The sequence below is a fragment of the Lelliottia sp. RWM.1 genome (assembly GCF_016859735.1).
In the GTDB taxonomy this organism is placed as follows: Bacteria; Pseudomonadota; Gammaproteobacteria; order Enterobacterales; family Enterobacteriaceae; genus Enterobacter.
In genome coordinates, this window is sequence record NZ_WLVC01000003.1 from 1 (window position 1) to 14,319 (window position 14,319).

The 14,319-nt window shown below is 52.8% G+C and carries 7 protein-coding genes and 3 pseudogenes; 4 read left to right on the forward strand and 6 right to left on the reverse strand.

The features are described from left to right. Window positions 1-56 precede the first annotated feature (56 nt). From GF617_RS03220 to tynA, 3 genes and pseudogenes are all read right to left on the reverse strand, one after another. Window positions 57-1,151: pseudogene (locus GF617_RS03220) on the reverse strand (membrane-associated sensor domain-containing protein). A gap of 75 nt (window positions 1,152-1,226) precedes the next feature. Beyond that, on the reverse strand, window positions 1,227-3,200 hold the full coding sequence (locus GF617_RS03225) for an alkyl/aryl-sulfatase (RefSeq protein ID WP_203451036.1): 1,974 nt from the start codon (window positions 3,198-3,200) through the stop codon (window positions 1,227-1,229). A 375-nt stretch (window positions 3,201-3,575) separates the two neighbouring features. Continuing rightward, a pseudogene (gene tynA / locus GF617_RS03230) lies at window positions 3,576-4,538 on the reverse strand (primary-amine oxidase); the annotation flags it as partial. Between tynA and paaK the strand changes: the two are divergent. The 3 genes and pseudogenes from paaK to paaY form a co-directional block, all read left to right on the forward strand. Further along, window positions 4,536-5,630, forward strand: a pseudogene (gene paaK, locus GF617_RS03235) (phenylacetate--CoA ligase PaaK); the annotation flags it as partial. The pseudogenes tynA and paaK sit on opposite strands and share 3 nt — an antisense overlap. Before the next feature lie 85 nt (window positions 5,631-5,715). After that, complete coding sequence (gene paaX / locus GF617_RS03240) at window positions 5,716-6,651, forward strand: phenylacetic acid degradation operon negative regulatory protein PaaX (RefSeq protein ID WP_203451037.1); 936 nt, start codon at window positions 5,716-5,718, stop codon at window positions 6,649-6,651. 9 nt (window positions 6,652-6,660) lie between these two features. Beyond that, window positions 6,661-7,257 carry a phenylacetic acid degradation protein PaaY gene (gene paaY, locus GF617_RS03245; protein ID WP_181623436.1) on the forward strand — a complete coding sequence of 199 codons (597 nt, stop codon included), beginning with the start codon at window positions 6,661-6,663 and terminating at the stop codon, window positions 7,255-7,257. Between the two features lie 128 nt (window positions 7,258-7,385). Here paaY and GF617_RS03250 read toward each other — a convergent pair whose 3' ends face one another. Then, on the reverse strand, window positions 7,386-7,781 hold the full coding sequence (locus GF617_RS03250; RefSeq protein WP_181623437.1) for a VOC family protein: 396 nt from the start codon (window positions 7,779-7,781) through the stop codon (window positions 7,386-7,388). Window positions 7,782-7,979: 198 nt separating this feature from the next. Further along, window positions 7,980-8,585 (reverse strand): FMN-dependent NADH-azoreductase, encoded by a 606-nt coding sequence (gene azoR, locus GF617_RS03255; RefSeq protein ID WP_181623438.1) that lies wholly within the window; start codon window positions 8,583-8,585, stop codon window positions 7,980-7,982. Between the two features lie 204 nt (window positions 8,586-8,789). Between azoR and hrpA the strand changes: the two genes are divergently transcribed. Further along, on the forward strand, window positions 8,790-12,692 hold the full coding sequence (hrpA, locus tag GF617_RS03260; protein ID WP_203451038.1) for an ATP-dependent RNA helicase HrpA: 3,903 nt from the start codon (window positions 8,790-8,792) through the stop codon (window positions 12,690-12,692). Window positions 12,693-12,877: 185 nt separating this feature from the next. Here hrpA and GF617_RS03265 read toward each other — a convergent pair whose 3' ends face one another. Beyond that, window positions 12,878-14,197, reverse strand: coding sequence for an MFS transporter (locus tag GF617_RS03265; protein ID WP_239006313.1), 1,320 nt, complete (start codon window positions 14,195-14,197; stop codon window positions 12,878-12,880). Between the last annotated feature and the right edge of the window lie 122 nt (window positions 14,198-14,319).

The window sequence follows — 14,319 nt, forward strand, 5'->3', positions numbered from 1 at the left end:
CCTGTTAGGGCGTGGCTGGTAAGAGAGCCTTACAGGCGCATCAGAAAAACCTCCGGCTATGCCGGAGGATATTTATTCGCCCGATAAAGCGCTGCATCGGCATGGGCAATAATCTCACTGGCAGTCAAACCGGCCGTCATGCCGGCAATCCCCATACTCACTGTCACATGATCGCTCGCGGTTGAAGCGACATGCGGAATGGCTTCCCGGCGCAGCCCGTCCTGAATCCGCTCCGCAACCCGTTCTGCGCTGTTTTCCGGGCAGTCGAAGAGAATCATGACAAACTCTTCGCCGCCATAGCGCGAAACCACATCGTCAGGTGTGCGCACTGACGCTTTCAGGATCTGTGCCACACGGGTCAAACAATCATCTCCCGCCTGATGTCCGTAGGTGTCGTTGTAGAGTTTGAAACAGTCGACATCCAGCATGATCACTGAAAACGCGGTGCGCTGCGTCACTGCATGTTCCAGCACGCTTTCCATCGCCCGTCGGTTTGCGGTTTCAGTTAAGGGGTCCAGATGTGCCAGTGCATCCAGACGTGAAATTAACAACTGATTTTGCTGGTTGCGCCGCCAGGCTTCTTCAAACCAGCGCAGCAGAATAAAACGACCAAATACCAGGATCAACGTAAAGACGACCCAGACGACGGCAAAGCGAATGTTGATGCCCTGATTCAGCGCCACGCTGGCGATCGGCAGGGTAAACCAGAGCGGTGAAACAAAGGACAATAACCCCGCTGAATCAAAATAGAGTGCCGTCATCCCGGTCAACAACAGGATCACGCAAAGTGGCCAGGCGTGAGGAAGTTGCCAGTCAGTAATGAACCAGTAACAGGATATTGATCAGATCGAACTGCAGATGAACAAAATCAGGCTTATCCCTGCTATCTGTCGCCAGGCCATGATCATTATCGTGATAGACAGAATAATAATGCCCAGCATTGAGGCGTCGATCATTAACGTTGGATGTGGCCCGGTCTGGAAGGCGTTATCAATATTGTGGAATAGGCGGTTACGCAGCAGAACCATGAGCGCAAAACTCACATTCACAAAGGCCAGCCACGGAAGATTCATTGCCAGACCATGGGCAACCATCGCCCGACGTGTTAACCAGGTTGCAGGTTCAGGCGTCGAAGGGTGTCTCTTTTCCATCGATACTAATTTCCCTCATCAAAGGGAACTGGGGGAGAGAAACATGGGCGGGGTCGCCACCCATGTTTCTCTGCGTTACGGTGTCACAATGTTGAACCAGAACTCGAATTTATCCATATAACCCAGCATGGCATCCAGTTTGCTGCCGTCGCCAGTAATTTTCACCTCGCCGTTATCCTGCGCTTGTTTTAGCGTGACTTCCTTCAGGATTATTTTATTCAGCGTATCGCGGTTCAGTGAAATGGTGGCATCGGCATCCTTCGCTTCACTGTTCGCGGTATGGTTAAGCACACCGTTTTCCAGTTCGAGCTTGTATTTGCCTCCGTCACTGCCGAGATCGATATTAAATACCGATTTGGCGTCCGCGGCTTTCTGCCCATTGATATGAACGGCAAGGTAGTCGAAGAACATTTCTGGCGTCATGGCTCGCACTGTATCCGGGCTGGCAGTGTTTGGCGTTGGGCCTTTCACCACGCCATTGCGCAGCTCCTGCGCACCTGTCAGGTAGAAGTTGCGCCACGGTCCGGATTCGGCCTGATAACCCAGTTGCTCCAGCGCATCGGCTTCCAGATTACGGGCGGCCTGATTGTTCGGATCGGCAAACACGACTTTGCTGACGACCTGTGCAACCCAGCGGTAGTTGCCCTGATCAAAGTCGGTTTTTGCTTTGCTCAGAATGGCATCAGCCCCTCCCATGTAGTCGACAAATTTCTTCGCCGCCTCTTCTGGTGGCAGCTCGTCGAGCGTTGCCGGGTTGCCATCAAACCAGCCAAGATAGAGCACGTAGGTTGCTTTCACATCATGGCTTACCGAACCGTAATAACCCCGGTTGGCCCAGGTATGCGCCAGCGAATCCGGCAGCGTGAAATTAGCGGCAATTTCGTCGCGGGTCTGGCCTTCATTCGCCATTCGCAGGGTCTGGTCGTTGATATAGCGGTAGAGATCGCGCTGACTTTTCAGCAGTTTTACGACGTTGTCGTTACCCCAGGTTGGCCAGTGGTGTTGGGCCATCAGGATGTCGGCTTTATCGCCCCAGCGGACAATCGCTTCGTTAATGTATTTTGACCATGGCAGAGGCTCTCGAATTTTTGCCCCGCGCAGGGAGTAGGTGTTGTGCAGCGTGTGGGTGACATCTTCGGCGGATTCGATGAGTTTTTTCTCTTCGATAAACCACAACATTTCGGAGGGAGCTTCCGATCCAGGGGCTAGCATAAAATCATACGTCAGGCCGTCGATCGTCTCTTTCTGCCCATCCTTTTCAATGATATTGGTGGGGGCAATCAGGGTCACTGTACCGGCAGATGTCGTGGTTCCCAGGCCTGCGCCAACCTGTCCTTTGGCGTCAGGTTTCAGCAGGTTGCCGTACATATAGCTGGCGCGGCGGCTCATGACGTTACCGGCCATAATGTTTTCCGCCACTGCAGCCTCCATAAATCCGGAAGGGGCATACACTTTTACTTTACCGGATTTCACGTCAGCCTCATCCACAACACCACGCACGCCGCCATAGTGGTCAACATGGCTGTGGGTGTAGATAATCGCCACCACTGGTTTTTTACCACGGTTTTTAAAATAGAGATCCATCCCGACTTTAGCGGTCTCAGCTGAAACCAGTGGATCGACAACCGTAACGCCTTCTTTCCCTTCAATAATAGTCATATTTGATAAGTCAAGATTACGGATTTGATATACCCCATCCGTCACTTCAAACAGACCGCTAATATTAATCAGCTGAGATTGACGCCATAAACTTGGGTTAACGGTATCCGGTGATTTATCACCTTCTTTAATAAAAGAATATTGCTGTGGATCCCAGATGACATTTCCTTGTTCCCCTTTGATAATATCCTGGGGAAGTGGCGCAATAAATCCTTTATGGGCATTGGTAAAATCAGTGTTATCAGAAAAAGGCAGTTGATTATAAAGTGCATTATTGGCTTGTTGTGTTGCGGATGTCGCCTCTTTCGGGGCTTCAGCGGCATTAGCGGTACTGACCGAAATGAAAAATCCCGCCAGCGCGAGACTTCTGACAATCAAATTGACATTCATTCTAAAACCTCTCAGTGGATATACAGCGTCGTTTGTGTGAACTCTGTGGCCTGGTTAACTGAAAATGTTTCAAGGAATGAAAACGGGAAGCATGTCTAAATATAATCAGAGAACATCATTCAGCAAGGTGAGAAATAAAAATCAACCAATTGAATTAGAATAAAACTGGTCTACGCTCAATACACTATTGCAGGTAATACTTCGTAGGCTGTTGTTAATTATCAGAGACGGTTTGTGCAAGATGAATAATGAAAGTAATAATTTTATAGAGAGGTAGGCTGTTTCGCTTTTGTCGCGTCAGGCGCGTTAGTGACTGCGTGAACGTTATCGTTTTTAAGGCGATAAAAAAGCCGGGCACAGGGCCCGGCCGGAGGGTTACTTGTCGTCTTTCTTCTTGCCAAGCGTAGGCGTCTCGTCAAAGAAGTTCCACGGTTTGAGCAGGGTATGTACCCATTCTGTTGGCATAATCGGCCACTCTTCCGCGCGGGCAACGTGGGTTGTCCCCGTCGTCATCCAGACCACATCATCCTGATTGTCTATCGATTCGTTATCTTTACTGTACTGGCCTAACCCGGTGTCATGCGTGGAACGGTTCGGGAACTTCCCTTCCGGGTACATCTCGTTCGGGTGGTAACGCGTGACCCACAGCTGTTTGTCCATAAAGCTCAGGCGATGGTAAATCCATTCGTCTGGTGCAAATTTCGCCCCAGTTGCCACCGGATGTGTACCGCCAGCATACGGGATGATCTGGTAGGAGACCGGGTTGCCCATGCGGTTTTCTTTACTGGTGTTGCTCAGCAGACGAATTGTACCTGGGTCGAATTTCTGGGCCGCCTGCTGCTCGGTATCGATATTGTACTGATTGATCTGCATGGTACTGGTGCGTGGGCCACCGGCGGTGTTTGGTTTTACCTCCGGGTCCATGGCAACCAGGGTATTGTTCGTGCCATCAACATCCATATCCAGACGGAAGTTATAGATGTGCTGGTGGGTAGTTCCCACGATGTTGTGATCAATCAGCGTGCCGTATTTGGTGTCGTCTTTGGCGCTCGGATCATGCATGGTTTTTGCCAGTACGCCTTTCACCGCTTCAATGCCCGTTGCGCCAGCATCAATGCCAATTGTACCGTTTTCGTGGAAGATCCAGTCAAAGATATAGTCATAGTTCCCGACGGTACTGACCCAGCGCACAACCAGTTCACGACGTTCGGTACTGACGTTTGGCTGTCCCATTTCCTGGTGTTTATACTCTGGCCCGGCGTAACGTTCGAAAATGGCGATAGCGCGTGGGATGGTCATTGGCGCCCCGGTGTAATCCGGAATGGTTTCATCCAGCATCCGTTCGATACCTTTGCCGTTCCGATGGAGAAGGTGGTGCGTATTCACGCCTCGTCCGGTACAACCGGGAAGCCGACCGTCGTGGGATATACCCAAAATGACATCGACACCTGGGCAAACATCGTCGCCCGGTCGCTGCGCGCTGCTGGCGGCAGTGCAAAAGACAAAATCCATGTGGCTTACGGGTACGGATTGTTTACCGGCGGGCTGGGCGCGCACTATGGCGCTGAACGTCTGGGGGCCACCGTGATCCCGATGTCCGGCGGCCAGACCGAGAAGCAGGCGCAACTGATCCGCGATTTTCAGCCTGATATGATCATGGTCACGCCGTCGTATTGCCTCAATCTGATTGAAGAGCTGGAGCGACAGATGGGCGGAGATGCCAGCAAATGCTCTCTGCGTGTCGGTGTGTTTGGGGCAGAGCCCTGGACACTGGCAATGCGCCGCGAAATCGAGAAGCGTCTGGGGATCACCGCGCTGGACATTTACGGGCTGTCAGAAGTGATGGGGCCAGGCGTGGCGATGGAGTGTATCGAAACCGCCGACGGCCCGACCATCTGGGAAGATCATTTCTATCCGGAAATCGTCAATCCGAAAGACGGAACTCCGCTGGACGATGGCGAGCAAGGGGAACTGCTCTTCACCACGCTCACCAAAGAAGCGTTACCGGTGATTCGTTACCGCACGCGTGACCTGACACGCCTGTTGCCAGGTACGGCGCGCACCATGCGCAGGATGGATCGCATCAGCGGACGCAGCGACGATATGCTGATCATCCGGGGGGTAAACGTCTTCCCGTCGCAGCTTGAGGAAGAGATCGTCAAGTTTGAACATCTTTCGCCCCATTATCAGCTGGAGGTAAACCGTCGCGGTCATCTTGATTCGCTTTCTGTCAAAGTGGAGCTGAAAGAGAGTAGTTTAACGTTGAGCCATGAGCAGCGCTGTCAGGTATGCCATGAGTTGCGCCACCGTATTAAATCGATGGTGTGGATTTCAACGGATGTCACCATCGTGAACTGCGGCAGTATTCCACGTTCAGAAGGTAAAGCCTGCCGCGTCTTTGATATGCGTAAAGCGATTGTGAATACCTGAGCCTGAATCTGGCCCTCTCTTTTTTGGGAGAGGGCCGGTAAAAATGGCTGTGCTATGATTCATTATCGACAATAAAGACAACAGAATGAATCATATGAATAAACTTGATGCCTTTATCCAGCATGCCGTGAGTTCTGTTCCCATTAGCGGAACATCGCTGATTTCGTCACTGTATGGTGATGCGCTTTCCCATCGTGGAGGCGAAATTTGGCTGGGGAGCCTGGCTGCGCTGCTTGAAGGAATGGGATTCGGTGAACGCTTTGTGCGTACCGCGTTGTTTCGCCTGAACAAAGAAGGTTGGCTGGACGTATCGCGGCTTGGGCGTCGCAGTTTTTACCGCCTGAGCGATAAAGGGTTGCGCCTGACGCGTCGTGCGGAGAACAAAATCTATCGCGCGGAACTGCCCGCCTGGGATGGCAAGTGGTTGCTGCTGCTGTCTGAAGGGCTGGATAAAGTCACGCTTGCCGATGTAAAAAAACAGCTGATCTGGCAGGGGTTTGGCACGCTTGCGCCAAGCCTGATGGCCTCGCCTTTGCAACATCTGGCGGATGTGCAATCTCTGCTGCATGAAGCGGGTGTGGCGGAAAACGTGATCTTTTTTGAAGCACATTCCCCGCTGGCGCTTTCCCGTGCGGCACTGCGTGCGCGGGTGGAAGAGTGCTGGCAACTCACCGAACAAAATACGATGTACGAAACCTTTATTGACTCCTTCCGGCCTCTGTTGCCGCTATTGAAGGAGGCCGAGCCGGAGGAACTTACGCCTGAGCGTTGCTTCCAGATCCAGCTGTTACTGATCCATTTTTATCGCCGTGTGGTGCTCAAAGACCCGCTGTTGCCGGAGGAGTTACTGCCTGCGCACTGGGCAGGACAGAGTGCCAGACAGCTGTGCATTAATATCTACCAACGCCTAGCCTCAGGCGCGCTGGCTTTTGTCAGTGAAAAAGGTGAAACCTCTGTGGGTGAATTGCCTGTGCCTGGGTCGCTCTTTTTTCAGCGCTTTGGTGGCCTGAATATCGCATAAGGAGAGGGTATGCCTGTTTATCAAATTGACGGTCTGACGCCGGTTGTCCCTGATGAGAGTTATGTCCATCCCACTGCCGTTTTGATTGGCGATGTGATTCTGGGCAAAGGGGTGTACATCGGCCCGAATGCTAGCCTGCGTGGCGATTTTGGCCGTATCGTGGTGAAAGATGGGGCGAACATCCAGGATAACTGTGTGATGCACGGGTTTCCTGAGCAGGATACCGTCGTGGAGGAAGACGGGCATATTGGTCACAGCGCCATTTTGCATGGCTGCATTATTCGCCGCAACGCGCTGGTTGGGATGAATGCGGTGGTGATGGATGGGGCGGTGATCGGAGAAAACAGCATTGTCGGGGCGGCGGCGTTTGTGAAAGCGAAGGCGGATATGCCCGCCAATCATCTGATTATCGGCAGTCCGGCGAAAGCCATCCGCGAACTGAGCGAGCAAGAACTCGTCTGGAAAAAACAGGGGACACGTGAATATCAGGTGCTGGTGGAACGCTGCAAAAAAACGATGCACCAGGTTGAGCCGTTGCGGGATGTTGAACCCGGACGTAAACGACTGGAATTTGATGAAAATTTACGCCCTAAATCGGCAGGGTAAAGGCTGTAGCGTAGCGTGTTACTCGTCAAAATTCGCCAGTTCAGGTCGCCCGATTAAGCGTGACACAAAATTCTGAACACAGCCTTACGTCGTCAATAAGAAGAGGCGCCAGAAGGCGCTTCCTGATGTCACTTATTTTGGTATAAATCCCAGCGATTTCCGTAGAGATCCTCAAATACGACGACGGTTCCATACTCTTCCTCGCGCGGCGTTTCACAAAACTGAACGCCAGCCGTCTTCATGGCATTATAGTCACGCCAGAAATCGTCGGTCTGGAGGAAAAGAAAAACGCGCCCACCGCACTGATTACCAATAAACGCTTCCTGCGTGTCATTGGAGGCCCGTGCCAGCAGAAGATGGCAGTCGCTTTCCGGGTTCGGTGTCACGACAACCCAGCGTTTCCCAGGCTGGGGTGTGTCTTCGACCAGCTTAAAACCCAGTTTCTTGGTGTAGTATTCAATGGCGCGATCGTAATCATCAACAACGATGGCCACATGGCCCATGCATCTTTTTTGTGTTCTCAAAAGCCACTCCTTCCTTTGCAATGAAACCGGTATTTTGCGGCCAGACTATATCACCCGGATGTGCGTTTACGCAGGTATTCCTGTTTTGCGCAAGGGAACAATCGGGCGAGAGTGTGGTGATAAATGGATGTTCACGAAGGGGAAAACGGGAAGGAGAAAAAGAAAAACCCTCCCACCAGGCGGTGAGAGGGGGAAATCTTATGCAGCCACCAGGCTGTCGATTGCTGCTTTCGCGTCAGACTGTGCTTTGGTCGCGACTTCAGGTCCGTAAGCAATACCTTCTGCGAACACAAAGTTCACATCGGTGATACCGATGAAGCCCAGGAAAATGGTCAGATACGGTGCAACCAGGTCAGTTGCGGTATCTTTGTGAATACCGCCACGGCTGGTCAGAACCACCGCACGTTTACCTTTCACCAGGCCTTCTGGGCCGTTTTCGGTGTAACGGAAGGTTACGCCAGCACGTGCAACCAGGTCGAAGTAGTTCTTCAGCTGAGTCGGGATGTTGAAGTTGTACATTGGGGCGTTGATCACGATAACATCGTGAGCCTGCAGCTCAGCAATCAGTTCATCGGACAGCGCCAGCGCTTCCTGCTGACGCGGAGTCAGTGGGGCATCGCTCGGACGCAGGGCGCCAACCAGTTCGCCATCCAGCACAGGAATCGGGTTTGCGGCCAGATCACGGACGGTGATTTCATCAGCGCTATGCTGTTCACGCCACTGTTCAACGAAATAATCGGACAGCTGACCGGACTGAGAGTACCCTGCCAGAATACTGGATTTAAGAACTAATACTTTGCTCATGGGTGATTCCTATATTGTATTTGATTGAAGGGGGTTGCCCCGTTGCTTGTTGACACTTTATTCACAATCCTGCCGCAGGGATAGCGCAATATATCGAATCCTATGTTCGATTTTTTTGAATAAGGCGTAGAAAGCGCCGATGTGGTACTCTATCCCAATCATTAAAATGAGATTTTACCCGGCAGAGCACTGCCCGTTAACGCTATGACAGAACAACAAAAATTAACCTTCCCGATGCTCATGCAGCAGCTTGATACGCTGATGCTGCGCGATAAACAGCGTTTTGCCCGCCGTCTGCATGGTGTGAAGAAGGTTAAAAATCCTGATGCACAACAGGCCATTTACCAGGAGATGGCTAAAGAGATTGAACAAGCCGCAGGGAAAGTTTCGCTGCGCGAAGCGGCGCGTCCGGTGATTGACTACCCGGAAAACCTGCCCGTTAGCCAGAAAAAGCAGGAAATTCTGGAAGCGGTGCGCGATCACCAGGTGGTGATTGTGGCGGGGGAAACCGGGTCGGGAAAAACGACCCAGTTGCCGAAAATCTGTATGGAGCTGGGGCGCGGTATTAAAGGTCTGATCGGCCATACCCAACCGCGTCGCCTGGCGGCGCGTACCGTGGCAAACCGTATTGCCGAAGAGTTGAAGACGGAGCCGGGCGGTTGCATTGGCTACAAGGTGCGTTTCAGCGATCACGTCAGCGATAACACCATGGTCAAACTGATGACCGACGGTATTCTGCTGGCGGAAATTCAGCAGGACCGTCTGCTGATGCGGTATGACACTATCATCATCGATGAAGCGCATGAGCGCAGTCTGAACATTGATTTCCTCCTGGGTTATCTGCGTGAGTTGCTGCCGCGTCGCCCGGATCTCAAAATCATTATTACCTCGGCGACCATCGATCCTGAACGTTTCTCGCGCCACTTTAACAATGCGCCGATCATTGAAGTCTCTGGCCGTACCTATCCGGTTGAGGTGCGTTATCGTCCTGTCGTGGAAGAGGCGGAAGATACAGAACGCGACCAGTTGCAGGCGATCTTTGATGCGGTGGATGAACTGGGGCGCGAAAGTCCGGGCGATATCCTGATCTTCATGAGCGGTGAGCGGGAAATCCGTGACACCGCTGATGCGCTAAGCAAGCGCGACCTGCGCCATACCGAGATCCTGCCGCTTTATGCGCGCTTATCAAACAGTGAACAGAATCGGGTATTCCAGGCACATAACGGGCGTCGCATTGTGCTGGCCACTAACGTGGCGGAAACCTCGCTGACTGTTCCGGGTATTAAATACGTTATCGACCCCGGTACGGCGCGTATCAGCCGCTACAGCTACCGCACTAAAGTACAGCGCCTGCCGATTGAGCCGGTTTCGCAGGCCTCGGCTAATCAGCGTAAAGGGCGCTGTGGCCGTGTGTCGGAAGGGATCTGTATTCGCCTTTATTCGGAAGATGATTTCCTGTCGCGTCCGGAATTTACCGACCCGGAAATTCTGCGTACCAACCTGGCATCGGTTATTTTGCAGATGACCGCGTTGGGCCTGGGCGATATTGCCGCGTTCCCGTTTGTTGAAGCGCCGGATAAACGCAATATCCAGGATGGCGTACGTCTGCTGGAAGAGTTAGGTGCGATCACCACTGATGAGCAGGCAACGGCGTATAAACTGACGCCGATGGGCCGTCAGCTCAGCCAGTTGCCGGTTGACCCACGTTTAGCGCGCATGGTGCTGGAGGCGCAAAAACACGGCTGTGTGCGTGAAGCGATGATCATCACGTCTGCACTTTCCATTCAGGACCCGCGTGAGCGCCCGATGGACAAACAGCAGGCATCTGACGAGAAACACCGTCGATTCCATGATAAAGAGTCCGATTTCCTCGCTTTCGTGAACCTGTGGAACTACCTGGGTGAGCAGCAAAAAGCGCTGTCGTCAAATCAGTTCCGCCGCCAGTGTCGTGTGGATTTCCTCAACTATTTGCGCGTCCGCGAATGGCAGGATATCTACACACAGCTGCGCCAGGTAGTGAAAGAACTGGGTATTCCGGTCAACAGTGAACCGGCAGAATACCGCGAGATCCATATCGCGTTGCTGACCGGATTGCTGTCGCATATCGGGATGAAAGATACCGATAAACAGGAATTTACCGGCGCACGTAACGCACGCTTCTCCATTTTCCCAGGTTCCGGCTTATTCAAGAAGCCACCGAAGTGGGCTATGGTGGCGGAACTGGTGGAAACCAGCCGTTTGTGGGGGCGTATCGCCGCGCGAATCGACCCGGAATGGGTGGAGCCGGTTGCTCAGCATCTGCTGAAACGCGCATACAGTGAACCACACTGGGAGCGCGCGCAGGGCGCGGTGATGGCGACCGAAAAAGTGACCGTTTACGGTCTGCCTGTGGTTGCAGCCCGTAAAGTGAACTACAGCCAGATCGACCCGGCGCTGTGCCGCGAGCTGTTTATTCGCCATGCGCTGGTGGAAGGTGACTGGCAGACGCGTCATGCCTTTTTCCGGGAAAACCTCAAACTGCGTGCTGAAGTGGAAGAGCTGGAGCACAAGTCACGTCGCCGCGATATCCTCGTGGACGACGAGGCGCTGTTTGAGTTTTACGATCAGCGTATCAGCCACGATGTGATTTCTGCTCGCCATTTCGACAACTGGTGGAAGAAAGCCAGTAAAGACGCGCCAGATCTGCTCAACTTTGAAAAGAGCATGCTGATTAAAGAAGGGGCGGAACAGGTCAGCAAGCTCGACTATCCGAACTTCTGGCATCAGGGCAACCTCAAACTGCGTTTGACCTACCAGTTTGAACCGGGCGCAGACGCGGACGGTGTGACGGTGCATATTCCTCTGCCGTTACTCAATCAGGTTGAGGAGAGTGGATTTGAGTGGCAGATCCCAGGGCTTCGCCGCGAATTGGTGATTGCGCTGATCAAGTCTTTGCCAAAACCGGTACGTCGTAATTTTGTGCCAGCACCTAACTATGCCGAGGCCTTTTTGGGCCGGGTGACGCCGCTGGAACTGCCATTGCTGGATGCGCTGGAGCGCGAACTGCGCCGAATGACAGGGGTAACGATTGACCGGGATTCCTGGCACTGGGATCAGGTTCCCGATCACCTGAAAATCACGTTCCGCGTCGTGGATGACAAAAACAAAAAGCTCCAGGAAGGACGCTCGCTGACTGAACTGAAAGAGGTGCTCAAAGGCAAAGTTCAGGAAACGCTGTCCTCCGTGGCGGACGATGGTATTGAACAGAGCGGGTTGCATATCTGGAGCTTTGGTCAGTTGCCGGAAAGCTACGAGCAGAAACGCGGTAACTACAAGGTGAAAGCCTGGCCTGCGCTGGTGGATGAGCGTGACAGCGTGGCGATCAAGCTATTCGATAACCAACAGGAACAGCAACAGATGATGTGGCGCGGCCTGCGCCGTTTACTGCTGCTGAACATTCCGTCGCCCATTAAGTACTTGCACGAGAAGTTACCGAACAAAGCCAAACTGGGGCTCTATTTTAACCCGTATGGCAAAGTGCTGGATCTGATTGATGACTGCATCTCCTGCGGTGTGGACAAACTGATCAACGAAGCTGGTGGCCCGGTCTGGACGGAAGATGCATTCGCCAGATTGCACGACAAGGTGCGCGCTGAACTCAACGATACCGTCGTTGAAATTGCCAAACAGGTGGAGCAGATCCTGACCGCGGTCTTTAATATCAATAAGCGTCTGAAAGGGCGGGTTGATATGACCATGGCGCTGGGATTATCCGATGTGAAAGCGCAAATGACGGGGCTGGTTTACCGTGGGTTTGTGACCGGCAATGGCTTTAAACGTCTGGGCGATACGCTGCGTTATCTCCACGCCATTGAAAAACGGCTGGAAAAAATGGCCATCGATCCCCACCGGGATCGTGCGCAGATGCTGAAAGTGGAAAGCGTCCAGCAGGCCTGGCAGCAGTGGCTTAACAAACTGCCGCCAGCACGCCGTGAGGATGACGATGTGCAGGAGATCCGCTGGATGATTGAAGAGCTGCGCGTCAGTTTCTTTGCTCAGCAGTTGGGGACGCCATATCCGATTTCAGATAAGCGTATTTTGCAGGCAATGGAGCAGATTTCCGGTTAACGGCATTGATTCCCTCTCCCCCAAGGGGGAGGGAATCAGGCCACACCATTCTTCACCCGTTTACAATCGCCAGCGTAAACCCATCCCAGCCCTTAATCCCTACCTATGATTTTTGATCATCAATCAAATGTTAATGAGATCAGGAGGGAGGAAAAGGGCGACCAGGCTCATTGGCCACCAGAGGATTAAAGCTCGCCGGGTTGGGCCTGTATGGCAGGGATGCGTTTCATCCGGCTGGCGAAGAAAATCGCGATCAGTGAAATTGTCACCGTGACTGCCAGATACCAGGCAACCGGAACCCAGTCTCCGTCATATTTTGCCAGCAATCCTGTGGCGATCAGTGGCGCAGTGCCCCCAGCCAGGGCTGCACCAAGCTGATAGCCCAGCGTGATGCCAGTGTAGCGAACGTTGGCGCTGAAGATTTCTGAGCAGAGGGTTCCCAGCACCGCGGTAACAGGCGCCCACAGCACACCGAAGGCAATCACCGTTGCGAGCACGATCGCCCAGGTTGTTCCGGTATTGAGCAACATAAACCACGGTACGATAAACAACCCCAGCACAAAGACGCTCACGGCATACATTTTCTGGCGGCCAACTTTATCGGACAACAGTCCCATGAGCGGGATCATGATAGTGGCCACCAGTGCGCCGAGGGTTACTGCCTCAAGTGCCTGTGATTTTTGGTATGTCAGTGTGGTCGTGGCATAGCTGACCACGAAGGTGGAGAAAATATAGAAGGGAGCGGTTTCCACGACCTTCAATCCGGCGGCGATCAGCACTTCACGCCAGTGATACTTCAGCGTCTCACGCAGCGGTGCTTTGGCCACCTGGCCAGATTTTTTCACTTTCTTGAAATCGGGTGTTTCGTCGATGTCTTTGCGGATCCACAAACCAATCAGCACCAGCACCGAGCTTAACAGGAACGGAATACGCCAGCCCCAGGAAAGGAAATCTTCTTCGCTGAACAATGTCATTAGCGATACGATAAAGGTTGCCATCAGCATACCGATGGTTACACCCGCCTGTGGAATACTGCCAAAGAAGCCTTTTCGTTTTTCAGGGGCATATTCATACGCCAGAAGCAGTGCGCCACCCCATTCCCCACCAATTCCCATCCCCTGGATGATTCGCATCAGGATCAGCAGGGCTGGCGCCCACATCCCGATCATGTCATAGGTCGGGAGCAAGCCGATTGCCACGGTTGCACCCCCCATAAGCGAAAGGGTTAACACCAGCGTTTTTTTACGTCCAATACGGTCCCCGATGTGGGCGAAAAGTACCCCGCCAATGGGGCGGATGAAGAAGGTTAATGAGAAAGAGAGATACGAGAGAATCAACCCAATGACCGGGTCCACCATGGGAAAGAAGATCTTGTTAAACACCAGCGCCGCAGCTGTGCCATAGAGAAAATAGTCAAACCATTCAATGGAGCTGCCCGTCAGGCTGGCAATCAACACCTTTTTGTTTTTTCGTAATACCGTTGCCGTGCTTTCACGTTCTGTCATGATCCCTAACCTCGTCACGTAGAGAAGAAAAGAGGTGTCACCCGACGCGCTTCAGGTGCAACCTGGAGAAGTAATTGTTGTTAAATTGTTAATCAACTTGGAGTTGTGTGTTAATTTTGGCA

Bases quoted from the DNA above. Each gene is read 5' to 3' on its own strand.
- GF617_RS03225 (WP_203451036.1), bottom strand. From the start codon at position 3,200: ATGAATGTCAATTTGATTGTCAGAAGTCTCGCGCTGGCGGGATTTTTC.
- paaX (WP_203451037.1), top strand. From the start codon at position 5,716: ATGAATCATATGAATAAACTTGATGCCTTTATCCAGCATGCCGTGAGT.
- paaY (WP_181623436.1), top strand. From the start codon at position 6,661: ATGCCTGTTTATCAAATTGACGGTCTGACGCCGGTTGTCCCTGATGAG.
- azoR (WP_181623438.1), bottom strand. From the start codon at position 8,585: ATGAGCAAAGTATTAGTTCTTAAATCCAGTATTCTGGCAGGGTACTCT.
- hrpA (WP_203451038.1), top strand. From the start codon at position 8,790: ATGACAGAACAACAAAAATTAACCTTCCCGATGCTCATGCAGCAGCTT.
- GF617_RS03265 (WP_239006313.1), bottom strand. From the start codon at position 14,197: ATGACAGAACGTGAAAGCACGGCAACGGTATTACGAAAAAACAAAAAG.